This is a genomic window from Streptomyces sp. NPDC104367, assembly GCF_055583825.1.
In genome coordinates, this window is the sequence record NZ_JBVJND010000006.1 from 164,811 (window position 1) to 182,309 (window position 17,499).

Consider the following 17,499-nt stretch of genomic DNA (forward strand, 5'->3'; position numbering starts at 1 on the left):
GTGTCGGACAGATTCGGAACATCAGGAGCATCCCGTATGTCCCAGGAACTGCGTGCCGTCGAGTGGACCGGAACCGGCCTCGCACTGATCGACCAGACCCTGCTGCCGCAGCGCACCGAGACCCTGCATGTCCACGATGTGGACACCCTGGTCGACGCGATCCAGCGGCTCGTGGTGCGCGGCGCGCCCGCCATCGGCGCGGCCGGCGGCTACGGCGTCGCGCTCGCGCTGCTCCAGGGGGAGCGCGAGGGATGGACCGGGGCGCGGACCCGGGCCGCCGTCGCCCGGATCCGCGAGGCGCGTCCCACCGCCGTGAACCTCATGGTCTGCGTGGACCGGGTGATGACCCGCTTCACCGAGGGCCTCGACGCGGTCCTCGCGGAGGCCGCGGCGGTGCAGCGCGAGGACGTCGAGGCGAACCGCGCGATGGGCGCGCACGGCGCCGACTGGCTCCTGGAGCGGATCGGCGAGGACCGGCCGCTGCGCATCCTCACCCACTGCAACACCGGCGCGCTGGCGACGGCCGGCTGGGGCACGGCCCTGGGCGTCATCCGCGAACTGCACGCGCGCGGCCGCCTGGAGGTCGTGTACGCCGACGAGACGCGCCCGCTGCTCCAGGGATCCCGGCTCACCGCCTGGGAGCTGGTGCAGGAGGGCATCCCGCACTACGTCCAGGCCGACGGCGCGGCCGCCGGAACGATCCTGCGCGGCGAGGTCGACGCGGCGATCGTCGGCGCGGACCGCATCGCGGCCAACGGCGACACGGCCAACAAGGTCGGCACCGTGGGCGTCGCCCTCGCCTGCGCCGACGCGGGCATCCCGTTCCTGGTGGCGGCGCCGACCACCACGGTCGACCTCGCCACGGCCACCGGCGCCGCCATCCACATCGAACTCCGCTCGGAGACCGAGGTGCTGGAGTGGTCCGGCGTCCGCACGGCCCCCGCGGAGTCCCGCGGCCACAACCCCGCCTTCGACGTGACCCCCGGCCGCCTGGTGACGGGCCTGGTCACCGAGCGCGGCGTGCTGGAGGTCTCGGCGGGCGAACTCCCGGGCGACCGGCTGAAGTGACGCGCCTTCGGGGCGCACGGGGGAGGGGGCCGACGGAATTCCGTCGGCCCCCTCCCCCGATGCCCGGCTACTTCCCCGAGAGCTCCAGCTCCAGCAGCCACTCCACCACTTCGGTGTGATGACGGGCCTGGCGCGGGTTCTCGCCCCAGACGTACAGCCCGTGTCCGGCCACCACCACCGCCGGCACCCCCGGCTCGCGGGCGGCCTCCAGACGGTCGCCCAGCTCCTCCATGTCCTGACTGTTGGCGATGACCGGCAGGGTCACCTCCACGCCGTGGGCGGCCTGCCCGATGCCCTTGAGCATCTCCAGGTCCCGGAAGACGATGCCGCCCGGGTGGCGGTGGCCCATCGCCACGGAGGCCACCGTGTGCACGTGCACCACCGCGCCGGCGCCGGTCAACGCGGCCACACGCGCGTGCAGTTCGGCCTCCGCCGACGGCTTGCCGCCCCGCACCGCGGCGCCCTTGCCGTCGACCAGCACCACGTCCGAGGGCGTCAGCTCGCCCTTGTCGTGGCCGCTCGCCGTGACGGCCAGCCGCAGCGGCTCGCGGGAGAGCACCACGGACAGGTTCCCCGAGGTGCCGCGCATCCAGCCGAAGGAGGCGAAGCGCGCGGACTCGGCCGCCAGGACGGCCCCGGCCTCTTCCAGTTCACGGGTGCTGATGTCGGCGGTCACGTAGTGCTCCTCGAAACGTCGATCTCGTCGAATGTCCCCGCCGCTGCGTGGTCACCGACGCCTTGCTGGTAGTACGGCTCCCCGGGCCGCCGGATCCCCACGGCGTGCCAGCCGGCCGCGCGGGCCGCGTCCAGCTCGCCGGGACGGTCGGAGAGGAACAGCAGCCGGTCCGGGGCGACCTGGGCCGATCCGGCGATACGGCGGTACGACTCCGCCTCCTGCTTGGGTCCCGCGTTCTCGGTGTCGTACAGCCCGGACAGCAGGGGCAGCAGGTCGCCCTCCGGGGTCGACGCGAACCAGGCGCGCTGGGCCGCCACCGAGCCGGACGAGTAGACGTACAGCCGCAGCCCGGCCGCGTGCCAGGCGCGCAGCGCCGGGAGGACGTCCGGGTAGAAGTGCGAGACCAGGTCGCCGCGGGCGAAGCCCTCCGCCCAGATGACGCCCTGAAGGGTCTTCAGGGGCGTGGCCTTGCGGTCCTCGTCCAGCCACGCGTTCAGCGTCTTCTCGACGGCCGTCGCGTCGGCCCCCGGGTCGCCCGTCAGCTCCCGCACCTGGGCCACCGCCCGCGCCACCTCGGGATCGTCGCCCCGCTCCGCGAGCAGCGCCCCGAACCTCGCGCGCGAGTACGGGTACAGCACGTCCACCACGAACCCCGTGGCGCTCGTGGTGCCCTCGATGTCGAGCACCACGGCGTCCACGTCACAGTGGTACGTCACACCGCACCCTTGTCGGCCGCGTAGCCCGCCTCGATCGTGTCGTAGTCCGGGAAGCGGCCGGCGATGGACGACCCCGTGAAGCTGCCGATCCAGCCGTCCTCCTCGTGGAAGAAGCGGATCGCGGTGAACGCCGGCCGGGTGCCCATGTCGAACCAGTGCGTGGTGCCGCGCGGCACGCCCAGCAGGTCGCCCTTCTCGCAGTAGACCGCGTGGACCTCGCCGTTCGTGTGCAGATAGAAGATGCCGGAGCCGGAGACGAAGAACCGGACCTCGTCATCGTCGTCGTGGGTGTGCTCCTGGAGGAACTTCTCCCGCGCGGCCTTGGCCTTCACCGGGTACTCGGGGTCCTCGCTCGGGTGCAGACCGAGGACGTCGACGGTGGTGAAGCCCTCCTCGGCGTTGAGCTTGTCGATCTCGGCGCCGTACGCGGCGAACACCGTGTCGCTGTCGGCGTCGGCCGGGACGTCCGCGCGGACCGGCCACTGCTCGTAACGCACACCGAGCGGCTTGAGCGCCTCGGCGATCTCGGCCGGGTCGGAGGTGCGGCGCACCACGGTGTCGGGGCCGGACTCGGGCCAGGTCGTCAGCAGCGTCATGGCGGCAACTCCAGGGGATAGGAGGGAATGTCCGGATACCGAGACGGTAAAGGACGAGCGGGAGGAAGCGGGAGGGCGGCTCGCGGGACAGCGGTCAGTCGCGACACGGCGCGCCGGTACAGCGGTGCATGCGGGGCATGCGCTGCGCTGTCGCGCGTTCAGTCGTCATCGGAGCCTCACTGTGCCGGGGCGGGTGCCGGTCTTGTGATGGTAACTCCACGGCGCTCGGCGCCCCGGTGTGACGTAGTCGTTGTCCCACATGTCGAGAAATCGCTTCCATACCATTTGACGGGTGACTGAAAGCATTCTCATGATCTGCCTATGAAGACGCTGCTGCTCGTGCGGCGGCTGTACGTGGACCTGTTCCGGTCGACCACGGCCAGCTGTCGCTGACCCGCCCCGGAGCCCCGCCGCGCCCTGTTCCGGCGCGTGCCCGCCGCATCCGTGCCCTGGCGCGTCCCTCTGTCCCGCTCCGGTCCGGGCACACCCTCTCCCCGCCGCGTCACCCCTGTACCTGGAGCCCGTCATGTCCCGTGTCCGCCTGCCCCTCGCCGCGCTCTCGCTGGCCTCCGTCTCCGCCCTCCTGCTCGCCGGCTGCTCGCAGTCCACGGACGCCTCGAAGAACACCGGCTCCACCGCCGCCTCGGCCTCCGCCGCCACCGGCAAGAAGCCGGCCCCCTTCAGCAAGGGCACCGTGAAGGTCGCCCTGGTCCGGCAGAGCGGCGCGGGCGACTACTTCGAGCAGTGGGGCAACGGAGCCAAGGCCCAGGCCAAGGCGCTCGGCATCGACCTCACCGTGTACGACGCCCAGGCCGACAACGCCAAGCAGGCCACCGACCTGTCCTCCGCCATCAACTCCGGCGCGCAGGCGATCATCGTCGACCACGGCTTCCCGGCCACCATCCAGCCGGAGATCGACCAGGCCGTGAAGAAGGGCATCAAGGTCGTCGTGTACGACGTCGACCAGACCAACAAGTCGGTCGTCAGCACCGAGCAGGACGACGCCAGCATGGCCCAGGCCGTCCTCGACGTGATGGCGAAGGAGGTCGGCCAGGACGCCAAGGTCGGGTACGTCAACGTGGCCGGCTACGCCGCCCTCGACAAGCGCGACTCCGTGTGGAAGAAGGCGCTGACCGGCAACGGCTGGACGCAGGAGTTCAAGGTCGGCAAGGTCACCGACTCCACCGCCACCGACAACGTCCCGCTGGTCTCCGCCGCCCTCACCCAGCACTCCGACGTGGCCGGGATCTTCGCGCCGTACGACGAACTCGCCAAGGGCACCGTCCTCGCCGTCCAGAACAAGAAGCTCCAGAGCAAGGTGAAGGTGTTCGGCGCGGACGTCTCCAACGCCGACATCCAGAACATGACCGCCACCGGCAGCCCGTGGGTCGCCACCGCCGGCACCGACCCGTCCGCCGTCGGCGCGGCCGTCGTCCGTACCGCCGCGCTGGAGCTGGCCGGTCAGCTGAACAGGTCCTCCGTCGAGTTCCCGGCCGTCGCCATCACCCGCGACTTCCTGCTCAGGAACAAGATCGAGAACATGGACGAGCTGCGCACCGCCCTGCCCGCGCTGAACCTCTCCAAGGTCAGCACCGCTGACTGGATCCCCAATGTCGCCCACTGAGACACCCGCGGTCACCCTGACCGACGTCAGCATGGCGTTCGGCGGCAGGACGGTGCTCGCCTCCGTCTCGCTCGACATCGCCCCGGGCAGCGTGGTCGCGCTGCTCGGCGCGAACGGCGCCGGAAAGTCCACGCTGATCAAGATCCTGTCCGGTGTGCACAGCGGACACGGTGGAGAGGTACGGGTCGCAGGGGAGCCCGTACGCCTCCACTCCCCGCTCGCCGCACGCCAGTTGGGCATCCAGACGGTCCACCAGCGCATCGGCGAGGGCATCGTGCCCGGGCTCACGGTCGCCGAGAACCTCGTCTTCGAGGAACTGGCCCAGCGGCGCGGCAACCCGTTCCTCAGCGGCGCCCGCACCCTCGCCCGCGCCCGCGAGATCCAGGCCGGCCTCGGCCTGGACTGGACCGACGCCACCCTCCGGCAGGACGTCACCGAACTCGGCATCTCCGACCGGCAGCTGCTGATCCTGGCCCGCGCCCTCGCCACCCGCCCCCGGCTGCTCATCCTCGACGAGCCGACCTCGGCCCTGTCCGCCGCGGAGGCCGAGCGCCTCTTCGCGCTCATCGGCAGGCTCCGCGAGGACGGCATCGCCGTGCTCTACGTCTCCCACCGCCTCGGCGAGATCGACGCCCTCGCCGACCGGCTGGTCGTCCTGCGGGACGGCCGTCTCACCGACGACCAGGCCCGGCCCTTCGACTGGGACGCGGCACTGCGCGCGATGCTCGCCCAGGCCCAGGAGGCCCGGACGGCCCGTCCCACCCGGGAGGGGGAGCGGGGCGAGTCCGTGCTCTTGCTGCGCGGGGTCCGGCTCTTCGAGGGCCGCGCCCCGCTCGACCTCGACCTGCGCGGCGGCGAGGTCACCGGTGTCGTCGGCCTGCTGGGCGCGGGCAAGACCGAGCTGGCCCGCGGCCTGTTCGGCGCCGAGCCCTTCCGCACCGGCACCGCCGAACTGGACGGCGAGGTCTACGCGCCCCGCCGGCCCGCCGACGCCATCCGGGCCGGCGTCCACCTGGTCCCCGAGGACCGGCACGCCGACGCCCTGATCCCCGGCTGGTCCCTGGCACAGAACATCTCGCTGCCGTTCCTCGGGGCGCTGTCCCGGGCCGGGCTGGTGAGCCGCTCCCGTGAGGACGCCCTCGGCCGCGACACCGTCGAGGCCCTCGGGGTCGTCGCCCGCGACGAGCACAGCGCGATCGAGGAACTCTCCGGCGGCAACCAGCAGAAGGTCGTCGTCGGCCGCTGGCTCGCCGAGACCCCGCGCGTCCTCATCCTGGACGAACCGTTCCGGGGAGTGGACATCGGCGCCCGCCGCGACATCGGCCGCCGCGCCCGCGCCCTGGCCGCCGAGGGCGCCGCCGTGCTCGTCCTGTCCGCCGACGTCGACGAGGTACTGGAGATCGCCGACCGCGTCGTCGTCCTCACGGCCGGCGAGATCCATCTCGACGCCTACGGCGAGGCGGCGCAACGAGACCACGTGATCCAGACCATCGCCGTGCCCTAGCCCCTCCGACACCGGCCGGCCGCCGAAGGAAGCAGTACCCCATGACCACCACCCAGAGCACCGAGGCACCGGGCACCGCACCGGCGTCGCCCGTCAGCGCCGCGCGTGTGCAGAGCGCCGTCATCAAGTACGGGTTCATCTTCGTCACGGTCGCGCTCTTCGCGTACTTCGCGCTGACCGAGGGCTCGTTCCGCGAGTCCGCGACCCTGCTCGACACCCTGCGCTACGTCTCCGTCGCCGCGATCCTCGGCCTCGGTGTCACCCTCACCATGGCCGTCGGCGGGATGGACATGTCGGTCGGCGCGGTCGCCGGGCTCGGTGTCTCCGTCGCCGCGCAGACCATGGTGATCCACAACCAGATCGGCACCGTCGCGATCCTCGCCGTCCTCGCGGCGGGCGCCCTCGCCGGCCTGCTCAACGCGCTGCTCATCGTCGTACTCAAGATCCCGGACATGCTGGCCACCCTCGGAGTCATGTTCGTCATCCAGGGCGGCAAACTCATCCTGGTCGACGGCCAGTCCATCACCCCGGGCATGACCGAGTCCGACGGGACGACCGCCCCCGGCCGGTTCACCGACGGCTTCCTGCGCATCGACCGCGGCACGGTCCTCGGCATCCCGGTCTCCGTGCTGATCTTCGCCGCGCTCACCGTCGCCGCCTGGGTGTTCCTGGCCCGCACCCGCTGGGGCCGGGTGCTCTACGCCATCGGCGCCAACCCCGAGGCCGCCCGCCTGGCCGGCATCCGCGTCGGCGCCTACCGCGCCCTCGCCTACGTCCTGTCCGGCGTCCTCGCCTCGGTCGGCGGCCTGATCCTGGCCTCCCGGATCGGCCAGGGCGACGTCTCGGCCGGCACCTCGCAGCTCCTGGAGGCGGTCGCCGTCGCCCTGGTCGGCACCTCGGTCCTCGGCAGGGGCCGCCCGAACGTGTGGGGCACCGCGCTCGGCGCCGTCCTGATCGGCATCATCACCACCGGACTGACCATCAAGGGCCTGCCCTACTACACCCAGGACGTGGTCGAGGGCGCCGTCCTCATCCTCGCCCTGGTCTTCAGCTTCACCCTGTCCAAGCGCCGCACCGCATAAGGAACCCCATGGGCTACCGCATCCTGGAGACCACCGACGTCCCGGCCTACCTGCGCGAACGCGGCCACTGGGACGACTGCGACGACATCGGGGTCCGCGAGGTCTCCGACGGCAACCTCAACCGCGTCTTCGTCGCCTCGAACCGCGCGGGCACCCGCACCGTCGCCGTCAAGCAGGCGCTGCCCTGGGTCCGGGTGGCGGGCCCCTCCTGGCCGCTCAGCCCCGACCGCTCCCACGCCGAGGCCCGCGCCTACGAGCAGCTCGCCAAGGTCGCCCCCGGGACCATCCCGGTGATCCACGGCTACGACCCCGAGAACCACGCCCTGGTCATGGAGGACCTCTCCGACCTGGAGGTGCTGCGCACGGTCCTCAACGAGGGCGCCCCCTACGGCCCGCACACCTCCCGCCGGATCGGCGAACTGGTCGCGCAGCTCTCCTTCGCCACCAGCGACTTCGGCATGGACTCGGCCGACCGCAAAGCCCTGATCGCGGCCTCGGTCAACCCCGAGCTGTGCAGGATCACCGAGGACGTCGTCCTCTCCGAGCCGTACATCGAGCACGAGCACAACCACTGGCTCCCCGAACTCGACGACCTCGCCGCCGGGTTCCGCGCCGACGCCCGGCTGCGCACCGAGGTCGCCGACCTCCGCCACACCTTCATGACCGGCGCCCAGGCCCTCCTCCACGGCGACCTGCACTCCGGCAGCGTCATGGTCGGCGTCCGCGACGGCGCCCCCGTCGTCCGCGTCTTCGACCCCGAGTTCTCCTTCGTCGGCCCCATCGGCTTCGACCTGGGCCTGTACTGGGCCAACGCCCTGGTGTCGCAGGAACGCGCGCGGGCCCTCGGCACCCTCTCGGACCACGCGGACCAGGTCGCCCTCTCCTGGGAGGCGTTCGAGACCGAGTTCCGCCGGCTGTGGCCGGCCCGGGTGGACACCTTCTTCGACGACGCCTACCTCGACCGCTTCCTGCGCCGGGTCTGGACGGAGTCGCTCGGCTTCGCCGGCACCGAGATCATCCGCCGCGTCATCGGCTTCGCCCACCTCACCGACCTCACCACCCTCCCCGACCCGGCCCCCGCGTCCCGCCGGACCCTTCTCCTCGGCCGCGAACTGATCCTGCGCCGGGCAGAGCTGACGACCCCGGCGGAGGTACGGGAGCTGGCCGGCTGAGAAGGCCCGGCGCGGCGGACCGGGCCGGCCGCGAGCACCGGCCGCGCAGCATCGGCGTGAGCACCGGCGGCGAGAACCCGCACCCGTCAGGGCCTACCGCGGGCCGCCCCGGCGCTGGCGGCTGGGGCGGTTGTCGGCGGCCTCGCGCGGGCCCGGGGGACCGGGCAGGTCCGCGGCCGCGTCCGCGGCGCTCGCGAGGTGGGACTGCAACCGCAGGTGCCGGAACTCGTAGTACGCCCCGGACTGCCGCAGCACACCCCGCCGGTGGGCGTCCGCGAGGAACGCCATCAGCCGCCAGGGCAGCCGCCCGGTCACCGCGAGCCAGGCCCGCGCGACGGCCAGCCGGCCCCAGGAGCTCAGGGCCAGTGCGGCCGTGCCCAGCGGCAGCCACAGCTGGGTGCCGATGTGCACCAGCCCGCCCCAGTCGCCCGGCAGCAGCGTCACCGGCACGCACACGCAGGCCACCAGCAGGGCGACGACCCCGCCCCGGGTCAGCGACGCCGTCCGGTCCGCGCGCAGCGAGGCACCCGGGTCGGGCGCCCGCATGGTGTCCGACGGCACGCTCAACGCCCGGTAGACCCCGCACACACAGCCGCCGACCACCCCGACCAGCGCCCCGCCGGCCACGAACGGCGGCAGACAGCGGGCCAGCAGACCCGAGGCCGGACCCTCGGTCAGCCAGGCCCTGGCGTCCGGCGGCAGCACCCCGCGGAGGTTCGCCGCGTTCGCGACCACCAGGGGGCGGCCCACCGCGGCGACCCGCACCACGACCGTGCCGTCGCGGGACTCGAACACGGTGTCCGGGGAGCGGAACCCGGCACAGCCGCGGCCGGACACCAGCGGGATCGTGCAGTCCGGCGGGATCGCCCCGCGCGGATAGGCGATCGGCCGCGCCCCGTCACCGGGGATCAGCAGCGTGCCGCTCAACGGCCGCTCGGCGACGGCCGTCCGGACCCCGGCCCGCTCGCCGAACCGCCAGCCGTCCACCGTCCGCCCCGCGAGGTCGGGCGCGGCACCCGACTTCAGGACGGTCACCCCCGTGGCCGCCAGGCCCGCCACCGTGCACGCGGTGACCCCGGTCAGCATCACGACGGCCGTACCGCGGACCATGCCCGTCACGAACCGCCCCACGACCCGCCCGGCCCGGGGCGGCGGCGCGTCCTCCCGGCCGGCCCCACGGGTGGCGCTGACCAGCAGCGCGGTCCCGGCACCGGTGGCCGTGACCCCCACCACCAGCGGCCACGGCCCGTCCGGCCGCCCGAACAGCGCCGTCGCCGTCGCGGCCGCCCCGCCCACCAGCAGGGCCGCCCCGCACAGCCGGGCCCAGGCCCGCTCGCCGGTGCCGCTCCACGGCAGACCGAGCGGCACCGGGCGCCGGGGCAGCCCCGCGATACCGAAGAACAGCGTGAACAGCAGGGAGAACAGACACCCGCCGAGCAGATCGGGCAGCCAGCCGTCGGTCACCGACCCGAAGCGGAAGCCGAACCGCAGGTCGTCGGCGTACGCGAAGGCCGCCCACAGCGCCCCGGTGACCCCGACGACGGTCAGCCCCTGCCGGACCAGGAACCGGCGGCCCGGCTCGCCGCCGTCGTCCGGCAGCAGCCGCGCCACACCGAAGGCGAAGCCCGCGGTCTGCCCCACCAGGGTGGCGACCAGCGACAGCACGTCCTCCACGCCCGCGATCTCGCGGACCGCGTTGGCCACCGCGACCGGCAGCAGCAGGGCGGACAGCACGGCCATCGAGAGCAGCCCCGGCGCGTAGTAGCGCAGCGCGCGCGGCAGCAGCGACTCCAGCTCCCACCACGCCAGCCGTCCGGTGCCCCGGCGCCGCAGCTCGCCGGCCAGCAGGGTGAGCCGCCGCTCCGCGTCCGCGGCGGTGCTCGGGTCCGCGTCCGCGTAGGCGGCCGGTACGAACGCCCCGAGCAGGTACTCCTCCACGGCGCCCGGCGTGGCGAACCGCCGCGGGTCGAGCAGTTCCGAGGGGTCCCGGGAGTTGTCGCCGTAGACCGCGCGGGCCAGGGCCACCACCAGGGGAGTGGTGAGCGCCTCGGCGAGCGGGGCGTTCGGACGGCGTTCGAGTTCGCGCAGCACCGGTGTCCACACGGTGCCGGAGGTGCCGTCCGCCGCGGGGCGCGGCCGTGCCGTGCGCTCCAGGTGGGCGGCGGCCCGGACGGGGGCGAGCGGCCGGAGTTCGAGGACCTCGGCGGCGGTGAGCACGTCGCCCTCGGCCACCGCGGCCGTCCACGCCGTGGCGCGGCTGGTGAGCAGCAGCGGCAGGTCGTCGTCGAGGTCGGCGTTGATGCGCCGCACGGCCTCTCCGTAGGCGGGCCGGGGCAGTTCGTCGAAGCCGTCGAGGACCGGCAGGACCAGGCCCGCGTCCAGCAGGCCGCGGGCGAGGGTGCGGTCTCCGTCGCCCGCGGTGGCGAGCGGCCGGTAGTCGGTGGCCAGCCGCTCCGCGAGCCAGTCGCGCAGTCCGTCGCGCCGCGGGTCCCAGCCGGCCAGCGGGAAGATCACCGGCACCGGTTCGCCCGCGCGCCGGGCGCCCAGCCGGGCCAGCGCGAACCGCATCGCCAGCACGCTCTTGCCCGACCCGGGATCCCCCAGTACCACGACCCGCCGTCCCGGCAGCCCGTCGAACCCCCGGGCCAACGCCTCCACGCGCCCCCGCCCCTCACCCCGCCGTCCGCCCCACCCCGCACCGGGCCCCTGCCCGTCGGACTGTCCGGGAAGACGCGCGACCCCCGACGCGTCGCCGGACCCCCCCGACCACCGGGGGCTGTCGGGATGTCCGCCGGACTGGCCGGGGACCCGCGGGACGCCCGTCGGGTCGCCCGACCGCGCCGGCCACGGTGGGGTGTCGGGGCGGTCGCCGGGACGCCGGGGGAGCCAGGAGGCGTCCGACGGGTCGCCGGGCCGGGCGGCCCGCCCCGGGCTCGCCGGGTGGCCGTCGGGGTGCCCCGTCCCCTGTGGGGTGTCGTCGGGGTGGGCCGCCGGGTGCGGGGCGGCGGAGTCGGCGCAGGGCCCCGAGGTCTCCGGGACCGCGTCGTGGCGGTCCGGGTCCCGGTCCGGGGGCGGCCAGGCACGGCGTACGTTCTGGGGGTGGTCGGAGAGGTGTCCGGGGGCCGGGGTCCAGGGGACGTCGATCGGCTCCGGGTCCTGGAGGCGGCGCAGCCTGGCCTCGGCCGCCCACTGCTCCCGTACCGCCTCGGCCAGCGCGTCCGCGGCCCGGCGCCGCTGCTCGTCGGCGGACCGCGGAGCCGGCCCCGCGTCACCGCGCAGCACGTCCGCCACCAGCGCCGCGACCGACACCATCGTGCCGATCGCCGACACCAGCACCCCCTCGGTGGCCACGTCGTGCCGCCAGAACCGCAGCACTCCCGTCAGCGCGGCGAGCGCCGCCACGCACGCCGACAACGCCAGGCGCCGCCGCGCCCGGGCACTGTGCCATCCGCTGTGCATATCCGCTCCCCCGGGGACGCGCCGTGCTCTGCCGGAACGTCCCGTTCTAGCGCCCGCGGCACCGGAGAACCCGCTGTTCGAAACACGTGTGAGGGAGCGCGCGGAAGTACGGGGAGGGCGGATGGTGGTGCGGAGCCCGGCCGGGGCAGATTCCGCGGGCATGCGGCCCAGGGCATAGGCAGGCGAGAGGGGCGGCTCCCTAGGGGAAGGAGCCGCCCCTCTCAGATCCGCCCCGGTACGGCGGGGCGGGGCTTCGGCGGTCGCCGGGCCGGTCGGGGAGGGACCCGGCGGCCGCCTACTTCTCGGTGCCCCGGGTCACTTCTTGTCGAGCAGGCCCTGCACCCTGGCCCTGACCTCGTCCGTGGCCAGGCCGCGGATCGTCAGGGTGGTACGCCGGCGCAGCACGTCGTCGGCGGTCTCGGCCCACTCGTGGTCACGGGCCCAGACGACCTGCGCCAGGATCTCCGGGGCGTCCGGGTGGACCCGCTCGGCCAGCTCCGGGTGCTCGTTGGCGATGCGGGCGATGTCGAAGGCCAGTGACCCGTAGTGGGTGGCCAGGTGCCTGGCGGTGTCGGCGGCCATGCGCGGGCCGGGCGCCGGGTTGTCCACCAGCAGCCGGTGCGCGACGGCGCGCGGGTTGGCGACACCGGGCAGCGGGAGCTTCTTCGGCAGCGAGGAGACCGGCTCGAAGTCGTCGCCCAGCGGGTGGCCCGGCAGCGCCTCCAGCTTCTGCATCACGGTGCGGCCGATGTGCCGGAACGTGGTCCACTTGCCGCCCGCGACGGACAGCATGCCGGCCCTGCCCTCGGTCACCACCGTCTCGCGCTTGGCCTTGGCGGTGTCGCCGGGGCCGCCCGGCAGCACCCGCAGGCCGGCGAAGGCGTAGGTCATCAGGTCGCGCCGGAGCTGCTGGTCCCGGACGGAGAACGCGGCCTCGTCCAGGATCTGGGCTATGTCCTTCTCGGTGACGGAGACGTCCGCCGGGTCGCCCTCGTACTCCTCGTCGGTGGTGCCGAGCAGCAGCATGTCCTCCCAGGGGAGGGCGAAGGTGATGCGGTACTTGTCGATCGGGGTCGCGAGCGCGGCCTTCCACGGGGAGGTCCGCTTCAGCACCAGGTGCGCGCCCTTGGACAGGCGGATGGACGGGGCCGCGTTCGGGTCCTCCATCCGGCGCAGGTGGTCGACCCAGGGGCCGGTCGCGTTGAGCACCAGGCGGGCGTTGACGCCGAACTCCTCACCGGAGACCGCGTCCTTGAGGTCGGCGCCGGTGACCCGGCCCCTGGTGAAGCGCAGGCCGGTGACCTGGGCGTGGTTGAGGACGACGGCGCCCGCCTCGACGGCCGCGCGGACCGTCATCAGCGCCATGCGCGCGTCGTTCATCTGGTCGTCGCCGTAGACCGCGACGGCCTTGAGGTTCTCGGTGCGCAGCTCGGGCACGTCCTGCGCCGCCTTGGCGGGGGAGAGCAGGTGGCCGACGCCGTCACCGAACGCGGAGAGCGCGGAGTAGGCGAAGACGCCCGCCCCGAGCTTCGCGGCGCCGTGCGGACCGCCCTTGTACACGGGGAGGTAGAACGTGAGCGGGTTCGCCAGGTGGGGGGCCACCTGGCGGGAGACCGCACGGCGCTCGAAGTGGTTCTCCGCCACCAGCTTCACCGCGCCGGTCTGCAGGTAGCGCAGACCGCCGTGGAGGAGCTTGGAGGAGGCGGAGGAGGTGGCGCCGGCGAAGTCGCCGGCGTCGACCAGTGCCACCCGCAGCCCGGACTGCGCGGCGTGCCAGGCGGTGGAGATGCCCAGGATGCCGCCGCCGATCACGAGAAGGTCGTACGACGCCTTGGAGAGCTGCTCCCTGGTCTCGGCCCGGCTCGGGTTGGAGCCGGAGGCCGGGTGCGTCCCCAGGGCAGGCACGGACTGCAGGGTGGACTGACTGGTCATGTCGGGTTCTTACTCCTCGTCAGAGCTGCTGGGCTCTCTTCGGCTCAGCTCTCGTCGTCGTCGATCCAGCCCATGGTCCGGTCGACGGCCTTGAGCCAGTTCTTGTACTCACGGTCGCGGGTCTCCGCGTCCATGCGGGGGGTCCACTCGGCGGCCCGGCGCCAGTTGGCGCGCAGCTCGTCGGTGCTGGACCAGAAGCCGACGGCCAGGCCGGCGGCGTAGGCGGCGCCGAGGCAGGTGGTCTCGGCGACCATCGGACGCACCACGGGCGCGTCCAGCACGTCGGCGAGCTGCTGCATCAGCAGGTTGTTGGCGGTCATGCCGCCGTCGACCTTCAGGGTCACCAGCTCGTCGCCGGAGTCCTTGGTCATGGCGTCCGCGATCTCGCGGGTCTGCCAGGCGGTGGCCTCCAGGACCGCGCGGGCCAGGTGCGCCTTGGTGACGTACCGGGTCAGACCGGCGATCACACCGCGGGCGTCGGAACGCCAGTGCGGGGCGAACAGACCGGAGAAGGCCGGCACGAAGTAGGCGCCGCCGTTGTCCTCGACCGAGAGCGCGAGCGTCTCGATCTCGGCCGCGGTGGAGATCAGACCCATCTGGTCGCGCATCCACTGCACCAGCGAGCCGGTGACGGCGATCGAGCCCTCCAGCGCGTACACGGTCGGCTGCTCGCCGATCTTGTAGCCGACCGTGGTCAGCAGGCCCGCGTAGGAGTTGATGATCTTGTCACCGGTGTTCATCACCATGAAGGTGCCGGTGCCGTAGGTGGACTTGGTCTCGCCCTCGGAGAAGCAGGTCTGGCCGAACAGGGCCGCCTGCTGGTCGCCGAGCGCGGAGGCGACCGGGATGCCGCCGAGCAGGTCGCCGAGCTTGCCGCCGGTGACCTCGCCGTAGATCTCTGCGGAGGAGCGGATCTCGGGCAGGATCTGCAGCGGCACGCCGATGGACTCGGCGATCTTCTCGTCCCACTGCGTGGTGTGCAGGTTCATCAGAAGGGTACGGGAGGCGTTGGTCACGTCGGTGACGTGCTTGCCGCCGTTGACACCACCGGTCAGGTTCCAGATGACCCAGGTGTCCATGGTGCCGAAGAGGATGTCGCCGGCCTCGGCGCGGGCCGCGAGGCCGTCGACGTTGTCGAGCAGCCAGCGGGCCTTGGGGCCGGCGAAGTACGAGGCCAGCGGGAGGCCGGTCTCGCGGCGGAAGCGGTCCTGGCCGACGTTGCGGCCGAGCTCCTTGCAGAGGCCGTCGGTGCGGGTGTCCTGCCAGACGATGGCGTTGTGGACCGGCTCACCGGTGTTCTTGTCCCACAGCACGGTGGTCTCGCGCTGGTTGGTGATGCCGATGGCCTTGATGTCGTCGCGGGTGATGCCGGCCTTCTGGATGGCCCCGGCGACGACTTCCTGGACGTTGGTCCAGATCTCGTTGGCGTTGTGCTCGACCCAGCCCGGCTTGGGGAAGATCTGCTCGTGCTCCTTCTGGTCGACCGAGACGATCCGGCCGTCCTTGTCGAAGACGATGCAGCGGCTGGAGGTCGTGCCCTGGTCGATGGCGGCGATGAAGGGGCCTGCGGTGTGGGCGTCGGTCACTGTGTGCTCCTCGAAGATCCGTGGTGTGGCGGCGGTACGTACGGCGCGTGTCTGCTTGGTCAGCTTGATCCGCTTGTCAGGCGAATGCGACGTTGTAGATTCCCGCGGCGATGGCGCCGCCGATCAGCGGGCCGACGACCGGGACCCAGGCGTAGCTCCAGTCGGAGCCGCCCTTGTTGGGCAGCGGGAGGAGCGCGTGCACGATGCGCGGACCGAGGTCACGGGCCGGGTTGATCGCGTAGCCGGTCGGGCCGCCGAGCGACAGACCGATCGAGACGACCACCAGGGCGGTGATCAGGCCGCCCAGCACGCCGAGGCCGTTGCCCTTGTCGTTGAGGCCCTGGGTGAGGACCGCGAGGATGAGCACGACGGTGCCGACGATCTCCGTCGCCAGGTTCTGCACCGCGTTCCGGATCTCCGGGCCGGTGGAGAAGATGCCGAGGACCGGGCCCGCGCCCTTCTCCTGCGCCTCGACGGCCTTGGCCTCGGTGGCCTGGGCACCCGGACCGCCGACGATCTCCTTGTCGGTGAGGTGCGCGTGGAACTGGCCGTAGTAGGCGACCCACACCAGGGCCGCGCCGATCATCGCGCCGAGCAGCTGTCCGGCGAGGTAGACCGGGACGTTGCTCCAGTCGCTGTTCTTGATGGCGAGGGCGACGGTGACGGCCGGGTTGAGGTGGGCCCCGGACAGCGGTCCGGATATGTAGACCGCCGTCATGACGGCGAAGCCCCAACCGAAGGCGATGGCGAGCCAGCCGGCGTTGCGGGCCTTGGAGGCCTTCAGTGTGACGGCGGCGCAGACGCCACCGCCCAGCAGGATGAGTATGGCGGTACCGATGGTCTCGCCGATGAAGATGTCGGAGCTGGACACCCGCGACTCCTTTGTCCTTCGTCCAGGGGACGAACCCCGGGTCCCTCCGGGAGTTCGAGCTGCCCTCGGGGGTGAGAGCGATGCCGGCCCATGGCGTTGTCACACTCTAGCGCGTATTGCCGGTAGGTGTTCGACAATGCCGACCGATGGACGGGAGTCTTGCTCCGGCGTTACGCATGCGTCAAGAGTTCTGTTATCGAAAGCGCGATCGTTATTGATTGATGCGGGTTATCGATCCACGCCCGGGTCGCGCCCGGCGGGGCGGCACCTGCCGGCCGGCTGTGCCCCCGGGGCCCCGAATCCGCCCCGAATCCGGGGTCCCTGGAGTGCTGAACTGCGGTTTTGTCCTGCTATGTCCATATCAGGGTACGACTGAGGCCGGTCCGCCGACAGGCGAACCGGCCTCAGTCACAACCGGGTGGTGCGGGGTCAGAACCGCCCGGCACCCAGATCCCGCGACACCGCGCGGGCGCAGTCCCGCACCGCCGCGATCAGTTCGGGCCTCAACTCGCCGTCCCTGCACAGCCGTTCCACGGCGCCCGTGATGCCCACCGCGCCCACCGGCATCCGCCGCCGGTCGTGGATCGGCGCCGCCACCGAGGACACGCCCTCCCAGGTCTCCTCGACGTCGGCCGCGTAGCCGCGGGCCCGGGTGATGTCGAGGATGTGCTCGAAGGCGTCCAGGTCGCAGGTCGTACGGTCCGTGAAGGGTTTGCGGTCGGCCTCCAGGGCCTCGCTGTGCGCCACCGGGTCGTACGCCGACAGCACCTTGCCCAGGGCCGTGGAGTGCAGCGGCTGCATCGCGCCGATCTCCAGCACCTGCCGGCTGTCGTCGGGCCGGAAGACGTGGTGCACGATCAGCACGCCCTGCTGATGGAGAACGCCCAGGTAGACGCTCTCCCCGCTGGACCTGGCCAGGTCGTCCGTCCACACCAGCGCCCGGGCCCGCAGCTCGTGCACGTCCAGGTAGGTGGTGCCCAGCCGCAGCAGCTCGGCGCCCAGCTGGTAGCGCCCCGAGGCGTCGTCCTGCTCGACGAACCCCTCCTGCTGGAGGGTGCGCAGGATGCCGTGGGCGGTGCCCTTGGCGAGGCCCAGCGACGAGGCGATGTCGGACAGGCCGAGCCGTCGTTCACCGCCCGCGAGCAGGCGCAGCATCGCGGCCGCCCGTTCGAGCGACTGGATGTTCCGTGCCATCGCCGTTCTGCCTCCGTCC

The 17,499-nt window shown here is 72.9% G+C and carries 13 protein-coding genes; 5 read left to right on the forward strand and 8 right to left on the reverse strand.

Annotation, left to right across the window (positions count from 1 at the left end):
- Positions 1 to 36: 36 nt before the first annotated feature.
- On the forward strand, positions 37 to 1,068 hold the full coding sequence (gene mtnA, locus ACZ619_RS11370) for an S-methyl-5-thioribose-1-phosphate isomerase (protein WP_469597110.1): 1,032 nt from the start codon (positions 37 to 39) through the stop codon (positions 1,066 to 1,068).
- A 67-nt stretch (positions 1,069 to 1,135) separates the two neighbouring features.
- On the opposite strand, the gene mtnB is transcribed toward mtnA, so the two are convergent.
- From mtnB to ACZ619_RS11385, 3 genes are read right to left on the reverse strand one after another with little or no spacing between them, the layout of a single operon-like run.
- The gene (gene mtnB / locus ACZ619_RS11375) at positions 1,136 to 1,744 is read right to left on the reverse strand and encodes a methylthioribulose 1-phosphate dehydratase (RefSeq protein ID WP_469597113.1); all 609 of its coding nucleotides are present in this window, start codon (positions 1,742 to 1,744) and stop codon (positions 1,136 to 1,138) included.
- On the reverse strand, positions 1,741 to 2,460 hold the full coding sequence (mtnC, locus tag ACZ619_RS11380; RefSeq protein WP_469597114.1) for an acireductone synthase: 720 nt from the start codon (positions 2,458 to 2,460) through the stop codon (positions 1,741 to 1,743). The genes mtnB and mtnC overlap by 4 nt, the downstream gene beginning before the upstream one ends.
- Positions 2,457 to 3,056, reverse strand: coding sequence for a 1,2-dihydroxy-3-keto-5-methylthiopentene dioxygenase (locus ACZ619_RS11385; RefSeq protein WP_469597116.1), 600 nt, complete (start codon positions 3,054 to 3,056; stop codon positions 2,457 to 2,459). The genes mtnC and ACZ619_RS11385 overlap by 4 nt, the downstream gene beginning before the upstream one ends.
- A gap of 526 nt (positions 3,057 to 3,582) precedes the next feature.
- Between ACZ619_RS11385 and ACZ619_RS11390 the strand changes: the two genes are divergently transcribed.
- Genes ACZ619_RS11390 through mtnK form a run of 4 tightly spaced genes read left to right on the forward strand, consistent with a single transcriptional unit; the run spans position 3,583 to position 8,438 of the window.
- Positions 3,583 to 4,680, forward strand: coding sequence for a substrate-binding domain-containing protein (locus ACZ619_RS11390; protein ID WP_469597118.1), 1,098 nt, complete (start codon positions 3,583 to 3,585; stop codon positions 4,678 to 4,680).
- Positions 4,667 to 6,184 carry a sugar ABC transporter ATP-binding protein gene (locus ACZ619_RS11395; RefSeq protein WP_469597121.1) on the forward strand — a complete coding sequence of 506 codons (1,518 nt, stop codon included), beginning with the start codon at positions 4,667 to 4,669 and terminating at the stop codon, positions 6,182 to 6,184. The genes ACZ619_RS11390 and ACZ619_RS11395 overlap by 14 nt, the downstream gene beginning before the upstream one ends.
- Positions 6,185 to 6,225: 41 nt before the next feature.
- Positions 6,226 to 7,266: an ABC transporter permease gene (locus tag ACZ619_RS11400; protein ID WP_469597122.1), complete on the forward strand. Its 1,041-nt coding sequence runs from the start codon at positions 6,226 to 6,228 to the stop codon at positions 7,264 to 7,266.
- A gap of 8 nt (positions 7,267 to 7,274) precedes the next feature.
- Positions 7,275 to 8,438, forward strand: a complete 1,164-nt coding sequence (gene mtnK / locus ACZ619_RS11405; RefSeq protein ID WP_469597124.1) for an S-methyl-5-thioribose kinase — start codon at positions 7,275 to 7,277, stop codon at positions 8,436 to 8,438.
- A gap of 93 nt (positions 8,439 to 8,531) precedes the next feature.
- Here mtnK and ACZ619_RS11410 read toward each other — a convergent pair whose 3' ends face one another.
- The 5 genes from ACZ619_RS11410 to ACZ619_RS11430 all read right to left on the reverse strand — a co-directional run bounded on the left by ACZ619_RS11410 (position 8,532) and on the right by ACZ619_RS11430 (position 17,480).
- Positions 8,532 to 11,897, reverse strand: coding sequence for an NACHT domain-containing protein (locus ACZ619_RS11410; protein WP_469597127.1), 3,366 nt, complete (start codon positions 11,895 to 11,897; stop codon positions 8,532 to 8,534).
- A gap of 315 nt (positions 11,898 to 12,212) precedes the next feature.
- A complete protein-coding gene (locus ACZ619_RS11415; RefSeq protein ID WP_469597129.1) occupies positions 12,213 to 13,829 on the reverse strand; it encodes a glycerol-3-phosphate dehydrogenase/oxidase in 1,617 nt (538 codons plus the stop codon).
- A gap of 44 nt (positions 13,830 to 13,873) precedes the next feature.
- A complete protein-coding gene (gene glpK, locus ACZ619_RS11420; RefSeq protein ID WP_469597132.1) occupies positions 13,874 to 15,415 on the reverse strand; it encodes a glycerol kinase GlpK in 1,542 nt (513 codons plus the stop codon).
- Positions 15,416 to 15,491: 76 nt separating this feature from the next.
- The gene (locus ACZ619_RS11425; RefSeq protein WP_469597134.1) at positions 15,492 to 16,286 is read right to left on the reverse strand and encodes an MIP/aquaporin family protein; all 795 of its coding nucleotides are present in this window, start codon (positions 16,284 to 16,286) and stop codon (positions 15,492 to 15,494) included.
- Positions 16,287 to 16,715: 429 nt separating this feature from the next.
- On the reverse strand, positions 16,716 to 17,480 hold the full coding sequence (locus ACZ619_RS11430; protein WP_469597136.1) for an IclR family transcriptional regulator: 765 nt from the start codon (positions 17,478 to 17,480) through the stop codon (positions 16,716 to 16,718).
- Positions 17,481 to 17,499: the final 19 nt, after the last annotated feature.